Raw genomic sequence first — 15,528 nt, forward strand, 5'->3', positions numbered from 1 at the left:
GGCAGCATTTGGTAAGCGGCGCCGGCCTGGAAGGCAATATCCGTCTTCTTGAAGCCGGCAATCCGCCGCCAGCCTTGCGAAACCCAAAGCATTTGGCTAAGGAGGCCGCGCATTCAGCGGCCGGCGCCAGCCGGGCGCTTTCCTTCGTTTTCGGCTTCGAGCCGGCTTCAGTCAAAGGCATTTCGCTTCCATGGCGCGTATCGTGATGAAATTCGGCGGAACCTCCGTCGCCGACATCGCCCGCATCCGCAATGTGGCGCGTCACGTCAAACGCGAGGTCGACGCCGGCCACGAGGTGGCGGTGGTGGTTTCGGCGATGGCCGGCAAGACCAACGAGCTGGTTGGCTGGACGCGCGAGGCCTCGCCGATGCACGACGCACGCGAATATGACGCGGTTGTCGCTTCCGGAGAGCAGGTCACCGCCGGCCTGCTGGCCATCACCTTGCAGAACATGGGCGTGCATGCGCGCTCCTGGCAGGGCTGGCAGATCCCGATCAAGACCGACAACGCGCATGGCGCGGCGCGCATCCTCGATATTGACGGCGCCTTCTTGATCAAGCGCTTCGGCGAGGGCCAGGTGGCTGTCATCGCCGGCTTCCAGGGCATCGGGCCTGACAATCGGATCGCCACGCTCGGCCGCGGCGGTTCCGACACCAGCGCGGTCGCCATTGCCGCGGCGGTCAAGGCCGACCGCTGCGACATCTATACCGACGTCGACGGGGTCTACACCACCGATCCGCGCATCGAGCCGAAGGCGCGGCGGCTGGCCAAGATCTCCTTCGAGGAAATGCTTGAAATGGCCTCGCTCGGCGCCAAGGTTCTGCAGGTGCGTTCGGTCGAGCTTGCCATGGTGCACAGGGTGCGTACCTTCGTGCGGTCGTCCTTCGACGATCCCGACGCGCCCGGAATGGGGGATTTGCTCGATCCTCCGGGAACGCTCATTTGCGACGAGGAAGAGATCGTGGAACAGCAGGTCGTCACCGGAATTGCCTACGCCAAGGACGAGGCCCAGATTTCGCTGCGCCGCGTCGGCGACCGCCCTGGCGTCGCCGCCGGCATCTTCGGGCCGCTGGCCGAGGCCAACATCAATGTCGACATGATCGTCCAGAACATCTCCGAGGACGGCAAGTTCACCGACATGACCTTCACCGTGCCATCGGGTGACGTCGACAAGGCGCTGGCTGTGCTCGACCGGCTGAAGGCCGAGGTCGGCTACGATGTCGTGCAGTCGGAAGCCGGCATGTCGAAGGTCTCGGTCATCGGCATCGGCATGCGGAGCCATGCCGGCGTCGCCGCCACCGCGTTCAAGGCGCTGGCCGACAAGGCGATCAATATCCGCGCCATCACCACCTCCGAGATCAAGATTTCGATACTGATCGACGGTCCGTACACCGAACTGGCAGTTCGCACTTTGCATTCCGTCTACGGTCTGGATAAGCAGTAGCAAGACTGAATCAGTTGTTGCGCGCATGCCGGCAGCGGCGGAAACTGCGCCGGCAAGTGTTTCATTGGAGAAGAAGCCGCGATGCGTGACCAGGCCAGCGGCCCGCGCGTTTTGCTGAAACGGCTCCGCGAGCTCATGCAAGAGCCGCTGGAGCCGCAGGAGCGGCTTGACCGGATCGTGCGCGACATCGCGTCCAACATGGTTGCGGAAGTGTGCTCGCTCTATGTGCTGCGCGCCGATTCGGTGCTCGAACTCTACGCCACCGAGGGTCTGAACCCGAACGCCGTCCACCTGGCGCAGTTGCGACTCGGACAAGGCCTGGTCGGCACGATTGCCGCCAGCGCGAGGCCGCTCAACCTGTCCAACGCACAGGAGCACCCGGCCTTCGCCTACCTGCCGGAGACCGGGGAAGAGATCTACAATTCCTTCCTTGGCGTGCCGGTGCTGAGGGCAGGGCGGACGTTGGGCGTGCTGGTCGTGCAGAACAAGACCATGCGCCATTATCGCGACGACGAGGTCGAGGCGCTGGAAACCACGGCCATGGTCATCGCCGAGATGATTGCCACCGGCGATCTGGCACGGCTGACCCGGCCTGGGCTGGAACTCGATTTGCGCCGGCCTGTCAGCTTCACCGGCCTGTCCTTCAATGACGGCGTCGGGCTTGGCCATGTCGTGCTGCACGAGCCGCGCATCGTCGTCACCAATCTGTTCAACGAGGACAGCGAGGAAGAAGTCAGGCGTCTCGAGACCTCGCTCGGCTCGCTCAGGCTTTCCATCGACGACATGCTGGAGCGTCGCGACGTCGCTTTCGAGGGCGAGCATCGCCAGGTGCTCGAAGCCTACCGCATGTTCGCCAATGATCGTGGCTGGGTGCGCCGCCTGGAAGAGGCGATCCGCAACGGCCTGACGGCGGAAGCTGCCGTGGAAAAGGTGCAGAGCGACATGCGCGCGCGCATGCTGCACATGACCGATCCCTATCTGCGCGAGCGGATGAGCGATTTCGACGACCTCGCCAACCGGCTGCTGCGCCAGCTGATGGGACGCGGGCCAGAGGATGTCGCGGCCTCGCTGCCTAAGGACGCCATCATTGTCGCCCGCTCGATGGGCGCGGCCGAACTGCTCGACTATCCCCGCGACAAGATGCGCGGGCTGGTGCTCGAAGACGGCGCGGCCACCAGCCACGTCGTCATCGTCGCGCGCGCCATGGGCATCCCGGTCGCCGGCCAGATGAAGGGCGCCGTTTCCATGGCGGAAAACGGCGATGCCATCATCGTCGACGGCGAAGAAGGCGTAATCCACCTGCGGCCGCAATCCGATCTCGAAGCCGCCTATGCCGAAAAGGTGCGGTTCCGCGCCCGCCGGCAAGAGGTCTACCGCGAGCTGCGCAAGAAGCCGTCGACGACCAGGGACGGCGTCCAGGTCGACCTGTTGATGAATGCCGGACTTGCCGTCGACCTGCCGCAGCTGGCCGAGGCGGGTGCGGCCGGCATCGGCCTGTTCCGCACCGAATTGCAGTTCATGGTCGCCTCGACCTTTCCGCGCGCCGAGGCGCAGGAGAAACTCTACCGCGACGTGCTCGAGGCGGCACGCGGCAAGCCGGTCACCTTCCGCACCATCGACATCGGCGGTGACAAGGTGCTGCCCTACTTCAAGGGGGCTATCCAGGAAGAAAACCCGGCGCTCGGCTGGCGGGCGATCCGGCTGACGCTCGACCGGCCGGGATTGCTGCGCACCCAGATCCGCGCCTTGCTGAAGGCCAGCGGCGGGCGCGAGCTCAAGCTGATGCTGCCGATGGTGACCGAGCTCGGCGAGATCGCCCAGGCGCGCGAAATCATCGACCGCGAGGTACGGCATCTGTCGCGCTTTGCCCATCATCTGCCGACCAGTCTCAAGCTGGGTGCGATGCTGGAAGTGCCGTCGCTGCTGTTCCAGCTCGACGAATTGATGAAGGCCGTCGACTTCGTCTCGGTCGGCTCGAACGATCTGTTTCAGTTCGTCATGGCGGTCGACCGCGGCAACACGCAACTGGCCAACCGCTTCGACACGCTGTCGGCGCCGTTCCTGCGTGTGCTCAAGCAGATCGCCGATGCCGGCATCCGCAACCACACGCCGGTGACGCTGTGCGGTGAACTTGCTGGCAAGCCGATCTCGGCGATGGCGCTGATCGGCCTCGGCTTCCGTTCGATCTCGATGTCGCCGGCCTCGATCGGCCCGGTCAAGGCGATGCTGACGGAACTGCCGCTGGATGAACTGACAGCGTTCTTCGACGACAATCTGATGGCGCCGGCGCAGGGGCTGCCGATGCGGGCGCTGCTGCAGGCCTTCGCCGACGACCGCTCGATTCCGTTGTAGCGTCCCCATCATGGTCAATTTGCCCCGCGATCGTATGGATCAAGTCGTCAAGCGTTTCGAGATGCTCGAAGCGCAGATGTCGGCCGGCCCGGCGCCGGATGCCTATGTGAAGATGGCATCGGAATATGCCGAGCTGCAGGACATGGTGGCCAAGGTCAGGGAATTGCGCTCGGCCGAGCATGAGCAGGCCGACCTCGAAGCGATGCTCGCCGACAAGGGCACCGATGCCGAGATGCGGGCGCTCGCCGAAGCCGACTTGCCCGGGGTGGAGGGGCGCATCGAGGCGCTGCAGAAGGACATTCAGGTCCTTCTGTTGCCTAGGGATGCCGCCGATGACAAGAACGCCATCCTCGAAATCCGTGCCGGCACCGGCGGCGATGAAGCGGCCCTTTTCGCCGGCGACCTGTTTCGCATGTATGAGCGCTATGCCGCCGAGCGCGGCTGGCGGTTCGAGACCGTGTCAGCCAGCGACGGTGATGCCGGTGGCTTCAAGGAAATCATCGCCACCATTTCCGGTCGGGGGGTGTTTGCCCATCTGAAATTCGAATCCGGCGTGCATCGCGTGCAGCGCGTGCCGGCGACCGAGGCGAGCGGGCGCATTCATACCTCAGCGGCAACGGTGGCCGTGCTGCCGGAAGCGGAAGAAGTCGACATCGAGATCCGCTCCGAAGACATCCGCATCGACACGATGCGTGCCTCGGGCTCCGGCGGCCAGCACGTCAACACCACCGATTCGGCGGTGCGCATCACCCATTTGCCGACCGGCATCATGGTGGTGCAGGCGGAGAAGTCGCAGCACCAGAACCGGGCGAAGGCCATGCAGATCCTGCGTGCCCGGCTCTATGATCTGGAGCGCAGCAAGGCGGATGAGGAGCGCTCGGAATCACGCAAGTCGCAGGTCGGTTCCGGCGACCGCTCGGAGCGCATCCGCACCTATAATTTCCCGCAAGGCCGCGTCACCGACCATCGCATCAACCTGACGCTCTACAAGCTCGACCGGGTGATGATGGGCGAGCTCGACGAAGTCGTCGACGCGCTGATCGCCGATCACCAGTCGAAGCTGCTGGCCGATATCGGCCTTGATGGCTGACCCTCTGCCCGAGGCGCTGGGGCCGCTGCTGCGGGAAGCGCGGGCCAGGCTTGTGGCGGCGACGGTCGATGATCCGGCGCTCGATGCGCGGCTGATCGTCGAACATTTTTCCGGCACGACGCGCACGCAGGCCATTGCCGACCCTGAACGCAGGGTCGGCAGAACAGCCATCGCCGCGATCGACGCCGCGCTGAGACGGCGAGCCGGTGGCGAACCGGTGCATCGCATCCTCGGCTACCGCGAATTCTACGGTTTGCGCCTGTCACTGTCGCCGGAAACGCTGGAACCGCGGCCGGATACCGAAACGCTGGTCGAGGCGGTGCTGCCCTTCGTCAAGGCAATGGCCACCCGGGGGGGCGCCTGCCGCATCCTTGATCTCGGCACCGGCACCGGCGCCATCGCGCTGGCGCTGCTGAGCGCAGAGCCTGCCGCGACCGCGACCGGCGTCGATATTGCTGCCGGCGCGCTGGCAACCGCGGCCCGCAATGCCGGGGAACTCGGACTTGGCGATCGGTTCACGGCGGTGCAGTCGGACTGGTTCGAAAAAGTTTCCGGCCGATACCATGTAATTGCCGCAAACCCTCCCTATATACCTTCCAGAGATATTGGAAATCTGCAGGACGAGGTCCGCGATTTCGACCCACGCCTGGCCCTGGATGGCGGCGTGGATGGGCTGAACCCCTACAGGATCATTGCCGCCGAGGCGGCACGGTTTCTTGAAGCCGAAAGCAGGATTGCGGTCGAGATCGGCCACACGCAACGCGATGAGGTTACGGATATATTCAGGGCGGCTGGTTATGCATCGGCTGCTGCCTTCCGTGATCTCGGCGGAAACGACAGGGTTCTTGTCTTTCAATGGGGATAAGCCTTGACGCAGTGCGAAAAAACCGCTTGGCAATACCGGGGAATGCGGCTAGGGTCGCCTCAACCGGATGAGACGAAGCAGGCAGTGCTCTTAGCGATTCGGTCCTCCTTGGAAATAGCTGCCTTCTTGCGCAAACGACGCCCAAGCTTCGTGCGGGAATCGTCCGGCAAGTGATGTAACCGGAACAGGATGGCACGTGGCGCCAACGCAATTGATGCGGGCGAACGCCGGTGAAGAAACGAAACGGCTGGCTGCATGAGCGCCTCCGTTCGTAACGAGTTTTCGAAAATTTCAAGATGAAGAGAGTCGAATGAGGCCACAACAGCAGAACAGGCGCATGCGCGGTCGCAACAACAATGGCGGCGGCGGTGGCAACAACAATAACAACAACAACCGCAAGGGCCCAAATCCCCTGACGCGCAACTACGAGAGCAACGGCCCGGACGTGAAGATCCGTGGATCGGCTCAGCAGATCGCCGAAAAATACGCTACCTTGGCCCGTGACGCGCAAAGCTCCGGCGACCGGGTCATGGCGGAGAACTACCTCCAGCACGCAGAACACTACAATCGCATCATTGCCGCCGCGCAGGCGCAGATGCCGATCCAGAATACGCAACAGAATCGCGACGATTTCGACGATGACGGCGATGAGGATCGTGATGACTTCGACAATTCCGGCAACAGCAACAATGTTTCCGATGCCCAGATCCCGGTGGCCAATCATGGCGCCGGTCCGCAGCCGGTCATCGAAGGCATGCCGGCCGAGGTCGCGCTGAACAGGGAGAGCGGTCGCGACAACCGAGACAATGGCGGGCGCAACAACGGCCGCGACAACAATGGTGGGCGCCATCGTGATCGTCGCCCCAATGGCGGCTACGGCCAGAACGGCCAGCGCGACTTTGCTTCGTCCTCCGATCAAGGTGGCCAGCAGCAGCGCAACGAAGCCCCAGTCCAGGCAGACGCACAGGCAGAGGTACAGCTAGAGCCAGGTTTGCCGGTCGAGACCGTTGCGGCAGCCGCGCCGGCTCCGCTGTTCGAGAGCTTTTCGCCGGCGGCTCTTGCCGCCCAGGCCGAGCTTAACGAGGCGGCCGCCGAGAGCGGTGCTGCCCGTCGGCCGCGCCGTCCGCGCCGTCCGCGCACCAATGCCGACCAGGTCGATAGCGGTAGCGACAATGCGGATGCCGGCGAGGTGGCAGCGGCGCCTGCCGATAGCGGCAATGCCGAGCCGGTGATTGTCGACATCGACAACTGATCGCACAGCATTTCAAGACGTTGAACGGCGGAGAGAAATCTCCGCCGTTTTCGTTTGGGCCGACGTGGAATATTATGCATTGACCGATATCAAGGCGTCTTGAGACGGCATGGCCTATGCACCATATCTCGGCTGAACAGGATCCGGCTCGAATGAGCGGGTCCGTCACCGCAATCTGATCCGGTGCCGCAAAGCGGGCCGGTGATGGAAGGAGACAGATATGAACCTTGAGAAATACTCCGAGCGCGTGCGCGGCTTTATCCAGTCCGCGCAAACCATGGCGCTCTCCCGCAATCACCAGCAATTCACCCCCGAACACATTTTGAAGGTGCTCGTCGATGATGACGAGGGCCTGGCCGCGTCGCTGATCGAGCGCGCCGGCGGCAATGTCCGCGACGTCAAGCTCGGCGTCGAGACGGCGCTCGAGGCGATGCCGAAAGTCGAAGGCGGCAACGGCCAGCTCTATCTGGCGCAGCCGCTGGCCAAGGTGTTCTCGACGGCGGAAGAGCTGGCCAAGAAGGCCGGCGACAGCTTCGTCACGGTCGAGCGGCTGCTGCAGGCGCTCACCATGGAAAAGTCGGCAAAGACCGCCGACATCCTGGCCAAGGCCGGCGTCACCGCGCAGGCGCTGAACCAGGTCATCAACGATGTCCGCAAGGGCCGCACCGCCGATTCGGCGAGTGCCGAGCAGGGCTATGACGCGCTGAAGAAATACGCGCGCGACCTGACAGCGGACGCGCGCGCCGGCAAGCTTGATCCGGTCATCGGCCGCGACGACGAGATCCGCCGCACCATCCAGGTGCTGTCGCGGCGCACCAAGAACAATCCGGTGCTGATCGGCGAGCCGGGCGTCGGCAAGACGGCGATCGCTGAAGGCCTGGCGCTGCGCATCGTCAATGGCGACGTGCCGGAATCGCTGAAGGACAAGCAGTTGATGGCGCTCGACATGGGCGCGCTGATCGCCGGCGCCAAATATCGCGGCGAATTCGAGGAGCGACTGAAGGCCGTGCTTTCCGAGGTGACCTCCGCCGCTGGCGGGATCATCCTGTTCATCGACGAGATGCACACGCTGGTCGGCGCCGGCAAGGCGGATGGCGCCATGGATGCGTCGAACCTGTTGAAGCCGGCGCTCGCGCGCGGCGAATTGCACTGCGTCGGCGCGACCACGCTCGACGAGTACAGAAAACATGTCGAGAAGGATCCGGCCCTTGCCCGCCGTTTCCAACCGGTCTTTGTCGATGAGCCGACTGTGGAAGACACCGTCTCGATCCTGCGCGGCCTGAAGGAAAAGTACGAGCAGCACCACAAGGTGCGTATCTCCGACTCGGCGCTGGTGGCGGCAGCGACGCTGTCCAACCGCTACATCGCCGACCGCTTCCTGCCGGACAAGGCGATCGACCTGGTCGACGAAGCCGCCTCGCGTCTTCGCATGCAGGTCGACTCCAAGCCCGAGGCATTGGATGAGATCGATCGCCGCATCATGCAGCTCAAGATCGAGCGCGAGGCGCTCAAGGTCGAGACGGATGAGGCCTCGAAGGACCGGCTCGCCCGGCTGGAAAAGGAGCTTGTCGGCCTCGAGGAGGAATCGACCGAGATCACCGCCAAGTGGCAGGCCGAGAAGCAGAAACTCGGGCTCGCCGCCGACTTGAAGAAACAGCTCGACGAGGCGCGCAACGACCTTGCCATTGCCCAGCGCAAGGGTGAATTCCAGCGCGCCGGCGAGCTTGCCTATGGCAAGATCCCGGAACTGGAAAAGAAGCTCAAGGAAGCCGAAGCCCAGGACGGCAAGGTCGGCATGGTCGAGGAAGTGGTCACCCCCGACCACGTCGCCCATATCGTCTCGCGCTGGACCGGCATTCCGGTCGACAAGATGCTGCAGGGCGAACGCGACAAGCTGCTGCGCATGGAAGACGAGATCGGCAAGCGCGTCGTCGGCCAGGGCGAAGCGGTGCAAGCCGTTTCCAAGGCGGTGCGGCGAGCCCGTGCCGGCCTGCAGGATCCGAACCGGCCAATCGGCTCGTTCATCTTCCTCGGGCCGACGGGTGTCGGCAAGACAGAGCTGACCAAGGCGCTGGCAAGCTTCCTGTTCGACGACGACAGCGCGATGGTGCGCATCGACATGTCGGAATTCATGGAAAAGCACTCGGTCGCCCGGCTGATCGGCGCGCCTCCCGGCTATGTCGGCTATGAGGAGGGCGGTGCGCTGACCGAAGCGGTGCGGCGCCGGCCCTATCAGGTCGTGCTGTTCGACGAGATCGAGAAGGCACATCCCGATGTCTTCAACGTGCTGTTGCAGGTGCTCGATGACGGCCGGTTGACCGACGGGCAGGGCCGCACGGTCGACTTCCGCAACACGCTGATCATCATGACGTCGAACCTCGGCGCCGAATATCTGGTCAATCTCGGCGAGGACCAGGATGTCGACGCCGTGCGCGACGAGGTGATGAATGTGGTCAAGGCATCGTTCCGGCCAGAATTCCTCAACCGCGTCGACGAGGTGATCCTGTTCCACCGGCTGCGCCGCAAGGATATGGACCGCATCGTCGAGATCCAGCTCAAGCGACTGGAAAGCCTGCTTGTCGATCGCAAGATCACGCTGTCGCTGGATCACGAAGCGATCGAGTGGCTGGCGGCCAAGGGCTACGACCCGGCCTATGGCGCGCGGCCGCTGAAGCGGGTGATGCAGAAGGAACTGCAGGACCCGCTGGCGGAGAAGATCCTGCTCGGCGAGATTCTCGACGGCTCGACCGTCAGGGTCACGTCCGGCTCCGACCGGCTGAACTTCCGCTCGAAGCCGACAGTCGTCGCGACCGAAGCGGCGGCCTGATTTCAACGCCGCGCGTCCGCCCTGGACGCGCGGCGTTTTCATATTGAGGGTGGGGCGGATGACGCTGGACGACTACAACGGCTTCTGCGCCTCACTGCCCGCCACAAACCACGTCGTCCAGTGGGGCGGCGCCCATGTCTGGAAGGTCGGGACCAAGGTGTTTGCGATCGGCGGCTGGGACCAGGGCCAGCAGCTCTTCGTCACCTTCAAATGTTCCGACATCGCCTATGATGTGCTGAAGGAACAGCCGGGCCTGCGGCCCGCGCCCTATCTTGCCTCACGCGGCATGACATGGATCCAGCGTCGGACAAGCCAGAGCATGGATGATGCTGCGCTGAAGGACTATTTGCGCGAGAGCCATCGCCTTGTCGCCGCGAAGCTGACCAAGCAGGCGCGCAAGGAATTGGGGCTCGCAAGCTAGCTGGTATTCGTCGATGCGCCGGAAAACCGCCATCTTCATGCCCGGTTCATGTTGGAACCATATGGTGGGTTAACTGGTTTGCTGGCGAAGGGGTTCGCCCAGAGAACAATGCCGGGCGGCGGCAATTACGGACCGGAGAGTTTGGCCACAATGTTCCGCACGATCTTTGCCCTTTCGGCGCTTGCCGCCGGGCTTGTGTCTTCTGCCGCGCTTGCCGCGCCGACGCGGGACAACGCACCAAGGGTTGTCCGCGCTGCCGACGATGGCGGCATTCTCGTTGCCCAGGACGGAAATCTGGACATCTACTACGACGCCCGCGGCAACCGGGTCATCGTCGATGCCGATACCGGCAAGGTCATCGCCATCCAGCCGCCGGGGACACGGCTCGACCGTCGTGCGCTGCGCCGCGAGACAAGGCTGCGCGAGTTAGGCCGGGCTCCCGCTGATGATGATCGCTACTATCTCGACGATCCGGAAGACATGGCGCGGTTCCGCCGCAAGCAGCTGGAAGAGGAAGGCCGGGTTATCCCGCCGCCAGTGGATGAGTCCGACCCTTATGGCGACAACTCCGTCGACGCCTATCCGCCGGCGCCGCAGGACGACGGCAGCTACGACAACACCTATCCGGATGCGCCGCAGCCGGCAAAGCCGGGCACCATCAAGCGCCAACCGCTGAACGAGGCTTCGATCGATCAAGCGCAGCCGGACGTGCAGCAGGCCAATCCGGAGACGCAGTCGTCCCTGCCGCCGGACACTGGCGGCAAGGCCGCCGTCGATCCGTCGCTTACGCTGGGAGCCCGCCAGGATGTCGCAGCGCTTCAGGTGCTGCTCGACCGTGGTGGCGCTTCGCCAGGCGTGATCGACGGGCGCTTCGGCTCTAACGTCGACAAGGCTTTGGCCGCCTATAATGAGATCACCGGCAGCAATCTGAAGTCGACCGATACGGTCGGTATCCAGGCGGCACTTTCACAATCCGGTGGCGACGCCTTTGCCAGCTACACGATCACTGCGGAGGATGCGGCCGGCCCCTATGTCGCCTCGATCCCGGAAGATTACGGCCAGAAGGCGCAGCTCAACTGCATGTGCTACACCTCTGTCACCGAGGCGCTGGCGGAGCGCTTCCACATGGACGAGAACTATCTGAAGTCGATCAACAAGGGCCTCGACTTCAATAGCCCCGGCACGATCATCAAGGTCGCCAATTTCGGCAAGCTGGTCTCGACACCGGTCGCGCGCATCGTCGCCGACAAGACCAAGAAAGAAGTGTACGCCTACGAAGCGGGCGGCAAGCTGGTTGCAGCCTATCCCGCGACCATCGGCTCGGCCGACACGCCGTCGCCCACCGGCATTCACGCTGTGTCGCGCATCGCACTCGACCCGAACTACACCTACAATCCGAACATCAATTTCAAGCAGGGCCAGAACGACAAGATTCTGACCATTCCGCCAGGCCCCAACGGACCTGTCGGGTCGGTCTGGATCGCACTGGACAAACCGACCTATGGCATCCACGGAACGCCCGAGCCGTCGAAGATCGGCAAGACCGAAAGCCATGGCTGCGTGCGCCTGACCAACTGGGACGCGCGCGAACTCGCCAAGCTGGTGTCGCCAGGCGTCACCGTGGAGTTCATCGGCGGACCTTCAGCCGATGACGTTGCGCAGCAATGAACCGCGCAGGGCAGCGGCATAGATCAGCTGCACGACCAGAATAAAGCCGACGCTGAGCAACGGGTTGATCAGGCACAGCGCGGTACCGATCGCCCACAGGATCTGCGCCTTGACGATGCGCTGATAGACCGTGCGCGTCGTTTCAGCGTCGACGTCCTTAGCGACAAAGCCGTTCTTCTCGGCATAGCGCCAGCTGGCGAACAGGGTGACGCCCAGCATCAGCAGGTTAAGCCAGTAAACCAGCACCGCGGTCCTGAATTCGAGGAAGTCGGCCAGAAGGTCGGTCGAGAACGGCAAGAGTGCGATGAAGGCGAGAAAGCAGAGGTTCAGCGTGGCGAGCCGCCTGTCGGATTTGGCGATCAGCCCATGCTGCGCCTGCTGGCCGAACCAGAAGATGGTCAGCGTCAGGAAGCTCAAGGCATAGGTCAGGAAGCGTGGGGCGAGTGCCGCAATGGCGGCAAGCAGATCGCGCTCGGAATGAACAACCTCATGCGCCGGCACCCTGATCTCGAGCACGATGAGCGTGAGCGCGATAGCAAAGACGCCGTCGGTGATGCCGACAATGCGGCCGCGTCCTTCTGGCGAAGCTTCAAGTGGACGCTTCATTGATTTCTCCCCGCCTGCCGACTCCGGAAAACTTAGCATGGCTGCCGCCATTTGCATCCTGATAGGGTGTCTCCTGGCAATGTGGCTGGTTTCAAGGACTGCAGGCTGCTGGCCGGTTGTTGCCAGCACAGCGGCGGTCTAAGCAGAGTGCCATGCATTCGCCCGATGAAGCCGCCGCAGTCCCGCTGATCAGTCCAGTCACGAACGGCACCTTCTGTTCGCAATCGCAGCGGCGGTTCGTATTGATAGCAGCGATCCTGGCCTCGGCGCTCGGCTTCATCGATGGTTCCGTCCTGGCCATCGCCATGCCGGCGATCCGCGTCAACCTCGGTGCCAGCCTTGCCGAGGCGCAGTGGATTTCCAATGCCTATGCGTTGACGTTGTCGGCACTGATCCTTGCTGGCGGGGCCGCCGGCGACCGGTTCGGGCTGCGCCGCGCCTTCGTGGCCGGCATTGTGCTGTTCGTCGCAGCCTCGCTCGCCTGTGCGCTCGCGCCGAATGCTGTCGTGCTGATCGCGTTTCGCGCCCTTCAGGGCATTGGTGCGGCGATCATGGTGCCGGGCAGCCTCGCTATCATCGCCAAGGCCTATCCGAAAAAAGAACGCGGCCGGGCGATCGGCATCTGGGCCGCCGCCTCGGCGCTGACGACGGCGCTCGGGCCAGTGCTGGGTGGCTTCGTCCTGTCGACTTTCGGCAACGGCATCTGGCGGGCGATCTTCGCCGTTAACCTGCCGCTTGGACTGCTGTCGATCTATCTTCTGCTGACCAGGGTTCCGGCCGACACGGCGACGGAAAGGCGAAGCCTCGACCTCGGCGGCGGGGTGCTGGCGACGCTGGCATTCGGAGCGCTGGCCTATGGGCTGACCTCGATGAGCGCCGAGGGTGGCGGGCATATGTCGGGGCCGAGCATCGTCGCCGGTCTTGTGCTGCTCGTCGCCTTCATCGCCTTCGAGCGGTGGCAGCGCGAGCCGATGATCGACCTCAGTCTGTTTAGAATCCGCGCCTTCGCCGGCGTCAATGTCGCGACCTTCTTCCTCTATTTCGCACTCTCGGCCAATCTCTTCTACCTGCCGATGCTGCTGATTGCCGGCTGGGGGCTGAGCACGGCAGAGGTCGGCTTCATCTTCCTGCCGCTGTCGGCATCGATCGCACTTTTGTCGGGTCCGGTCGGCCAGCTTTCCGACCGGATCGGACCGCGTTTCCCTATCGCCTGCGGCAGCCTGATCGTGGCTTTCGCCTTCGCCGGACTTGCCTTGCTTACCCATGCCGGCATTCACCATTTCTGGACCGGGACATTTCCGCTGATGGCGCTGATGGGGCTCGGCATGGCGCTGGTCGTCTCACCGCTGTCGACCGCGATCATGACGGCGGTGGAAGACAAGGATACGGGAGCCGCCTCCGGCATCAACAATGCCGTCTCGCGCATTGCCGGCCTGATCGCAGTGGCGGCAATGGGATCGCTGGCCGCCTGGGTCTATTCGACGATGCTCGACACCAGCGCCAGGCCGGGCATTCCGGGTTTCGGCGAACCGGTATCGACAGGCTTGCCGCCCGAACTTGAAGCAACGCGGCTTGCCGCCAGTGACGCGGCTTTTTCAGCCATATCCTTGACGACCGCTGTGCTCTGCCTGCTTGCCGCAATCATCGCCTGGATGACCGTTTCGGGTCGGGCACTGCCCTGGCCGCGCCGCACCGATGAATCGTCGGCTGATTCGTAGCGAAGCTGATTTGTCCATGCTGGATCGGTCGAGGGTCAGCCTTCGATCTTGGCGCTGGCAACCTTCAGCGAATTGCCATCTTCCTGCTTCAGCAGATCGTCGATGCGCTCGCGCTCGCGCTTGAAGGCGACGAGGTCGTCGCCCTTCAGCACCTTGCCGACCGGCAGGCGGACGCGCATCGAATCGACCTTGGTGCCGTTGACGATCAGCTCGTAGTGGAGGTGAGGACCAGTGGAGAGACCAGTCTGGCCGAGATAGCCAATGACCTGGCCCTGGCGAACATGAACGCCCGGCGCGATGCCTTTGGCAAAGGCGCTCTGGTGATTGTATGAGGTCTCGTAGCCATTGGCATGGCGCAGGATGATCTGCTTGCCATAGCCGCCGGCCCAGCCGGCCTTCTCGACGACGCCATTGCCGGCGGCGATGATCGGCGATCCGATCGGGGCGGCCCAATCGGTGCCAGTGTGCATGCGGACGTAGCCGAGGATAGGGTGCTTGCGCGCACCAAAGCCGGAGGTGAATCTCCCGTTGGGCAGCGGGTTGCGCAGCAGAAACTGCTCGGCGCTCGAGCCATCCTCGTCGAAATAGTCGGTGCTGCCGTCCTGCATCTGGAAGCGGTAGAAGTTGCGCGTCGTGCCACCGAAGGTCGCCGAGACATAGAGAAGCTCGGAATCGTCTGATGTCTGGTCGTCGCCGTCGGGCTGAGAGAACAGCACTTCGAGGCGATCCGACGGATTGAGACGCGACTGGAAGTCGACGCCAGACGCGAGCAGCTTGATCAGCCGCTGGGTCATCTTCTTCGACATGCCGTAGGAATAGGCGGTGCGGTAGATGCCGTCATAGACGTTGGGCAGGTTGCCGCGCACCACCACGGGTGCCGACGAATCATCGAACGCCGTCAAAAGTTCGGGATTCGGATCCGGCTCCTGCGCCGGCACATATTGGCCGCGATCGTCGAGCGCGATGGTGACGATATGCGTGGTCTTGTCGTAGACGCTGGTGCGCACGACCTTGGCGGCATCGCCGTGAACCTCGAGGCCGACGCGCAGCACCGTTCCGGCTTTCAGCGTTGGCGCGTTCAACAGCTTGGCGATTGCTTCGGCCATGCCTGTGGCGTCGTCGCCCGTATAGCCCGAATCGGCAAAGGCCTCGGTGAGGTCGGTGTCCTTGGTGAAGGGAATGATTTCCTCGGCGAAAGCCGGCGCCTGATCATCGGTGGCAGCTCGCGGCGACACCGAGACGTTTTCCGGTACGATCTTGACGTCGTAGGAGCCGGCCATCGACT

The 15,528-nt window shown here is 63.7% G+C and carries 11 protein-coding genes (1 of these 11 running past the window's edge); 9 read left to right on the plus strand and 2 right to left on the minus strand.

Annotated features, from left to right (window positions below; translation table 11 throughout):
- Positions 1-190: 190 nt before the first annotated feature.
- The 8 genes from AC0V8S_RS09370 (at position 191) to AC0V8S_RS09405 (ending at position 11,919) form a co-directional block, all read left to right on the plus strand.
- Entirely contained in the window at positions 191-1,444 is a 1,254-nt protein-coding gene (locus AC0V8S_RS09370; protein WP_475437498.1) for an aspartate kinase, read from the plus strand.
- Between the two features lie 81 nt (positions 1,445-1,525).
- A complete protein-coding gene (gene ptsP, locus AC0V8S_RS09375) occupies positions 1,526-3,796 on the plus strand; it encodes a phosphoenolpyruvate--protein phosphotransferase (RefSeq protein WP_183463382.1) in 2,271 nt (756 codons plus the stop codon).
- Between the two features lie 10 nt (positions 3,797-3,806).
- Positions 3,807-4,886 (plus strand): peptide chain release factor 1, encoded by a 1,080-nt coding sequence (prfA, locus tag AC0V8S_RS09380; RefSeq protein WP_095199645.1) that lies wholly within the window; start codon positions 3,807-3,809, stop codon positions 4,884-4,886.
- Positions 4,879-5,751, plus strand: a complete 873-nt coding sequence (gene prmC / locus AC0V8S_RS09385; RefSeq protein WP_475437499.1) for a peptide chain release factor N(5)-glutamine methyltransferase — start codon at positions 4,879-4,881, stop codon at positions 5,749-5,751. The genes prfA and prmC overlap by 8 nt, the downstream gene beginning before the upstream one ends.
- Positions 5,752-6,061: 310 nt before the next feature.
- The gene (locus AC0V8S_RS09390; protein ID WP_475437500.1) at positions 6,062-7,003 is read left to right on the plus strand and encodes a DUF4167 domain-containing protein; all 942 of its coding nucleotides are present in this window, start codon (positions 6,062-6,064) and stop codon (positions 7,001-7,003) included.
- 220 nt (positions 7,004-7,223) lie between these two features.
- A complete protein-coding gene (gene clpB / locus AC0V8S_RS09395) occupies positions 7,224-9,830 on the plus strand; it encodes an ATP-dependent chaperone ClpB (RefSeq protein WP_475437501.1) in 2,607 nt (868 codons plus the stop codon).
- A 58-nt stretch (positions 9,831-9,888) separates the two neighbouring features.
- Positions 9,889-10,251: an MmcQ/YjbR family DNA-binding protein gene (locus tag AC0V8S_RS09400; protein WP_475437502.1), complete on the plus strand. Its 363-nt coding sequence runs from the start codon at positions 9,889-9,891 to the stop codon at positions 10,249-10,251.
- A 150-nt stretch (positions 10,252-10,401) separates the two neighbouring features.
- Positions 10,402-11,919, plus strand: a complete 1,518-nt coding sequence (locus AC0V8S_RS09405) for a L,D-transpeptidase family protein (RefSeq protein WP_475437503.1) — start codon at positions 10,402-10,404, stop codon at positions 11,917-11,919.
- On the opposite strand, the gene AC0V8S_RS09410 is transcribed toward AC0V8S_RS09405, so the two are convergent.
- Entirely contained in the window at positions 11,893-12,525 is a 633-nt protein-coding gene (locus AC0V8S_RS09410) for a TMEM175 family protein (protein WP_475437504.1), read from the minus strand. The genes AC0V8S_RS09405 and AC0V8S_RS09410 overlap by 27 nt on opposite strands.
- Positions 12,526-12,677: 152 nt before the next feature.
- Between AC0V8S_RS09410 and AC0V8S_RS09415 the strand changes: the two genes are divergently transcribed.
- Positions 12,678-14,243, plus strand: a complete 1,566-nt coding sequence (locus AC0V8S_RS09415; RefSeq protein ID WP_475437505.1) for an MFS transporter — start codon at positions 12,678-12,680, stop codon at positions 14,241-14,243.
- A 35-nt stretch (positions 14,244-14,278) separates the two neighbouring features.
- On the opposite strand, the gene AC0V8S_RS09420 is transcribed toward AC0V8S_RS09415, so the two are convergent.
- Positions 14,279-15,528 carry the 3' portion of a M23 family metallopeptidase gene (locus AC0V8S_RS09420; protein WP_183463366.1) on the minus strand. Its footprint extends 721 nt past the window's final position, so only the last 1,250 of its 1,971 coding nucleotides appear in the window; its start codon lies off the right edge, out of view — the gene reads right to left on this strand; the stop codon is at positions 14,279-14,281.

Source organism: Mesorhizobium oxytropidicola (assembly GCF_056174625.1).

What these genes read in the sequence shown, in the direction of transcription:
- AC0V8S_RS09370 (WP_475437498.1), top strand. Translation starts at nt 191, where the DNA reads ATGGCGCGTATCGTGATGAAATTCGGCGGAACCTCCGTCGCCGACATC.
- ptsP (WP_183463382.1), top strand. Translation starts at nt 1,526, where the DNA reads ATGCGTGACCAGGCCAGCGGCCCGCGCGTTTTGCTGAAACGGCTCCGC.
- prfA (WP_095199645.1), top strand. Translation starts at nt 3,807, where the DNA reads ATGGTCAATTTGCCCCGCGATCGTATGGATCAAGTCGTCAAGCGTTTC.
- prmC (WP_475437499.1), top strand. Translation starts at nt 4,879, where the DNA reads ATGGCTGACCCTCTGCCCGAGGCGCTGGGGCCGCTGCTGCGGGAAGCG.
- AC0V8S_RS09390 (WP_475437500.1), top strand. Translation starts at nt 6,062, where the DNA reads ATGAGGCCACAACAGCAGAACAGGCGCATGCGCGGTCGCAACAACAAT.
- clpB (WP_475437501.1), top strand. Translation starts at nt 7,224, where the DNA reads ATGAACCTTGAGAAATACTCCGAGCGCGTGCGCGGCTTTATCCAGTCC.
- AC0V8S_RS09400 (WP_475437502.1), top strand. Translation starts at nt 9,889, where the DNA reads ATGACGCTGGACGACTACAACGGCTTCTGCGCCTCACTGCCCGCCACA.
- AC0V8S_RS09405 (WP_475437503.1), top strand. Translation starts at nt 10,402, where the DNA reads ATGTTCCGCACGATCTTTGCCCTTTCGGCGCTTGCCGCCGGGCTTGTG.
- AC0V8S_RS09410 (WP_475437504.1), bottom strand. Translation starts at nt 12,525, where the DNA reads ATGAAGCGTCCACTTGAAGCTTCGCCAGAAGGACGCGGCCGCATTGTC.
- AC0V8S_RS09415 (WP_475437505.1), top strand. Translation starts at nt 12,678, where the DNA reads ATGCATTCGCCCGATGAAGCCGCCGCAGTCCCGCTGATCAGTCCAGTC.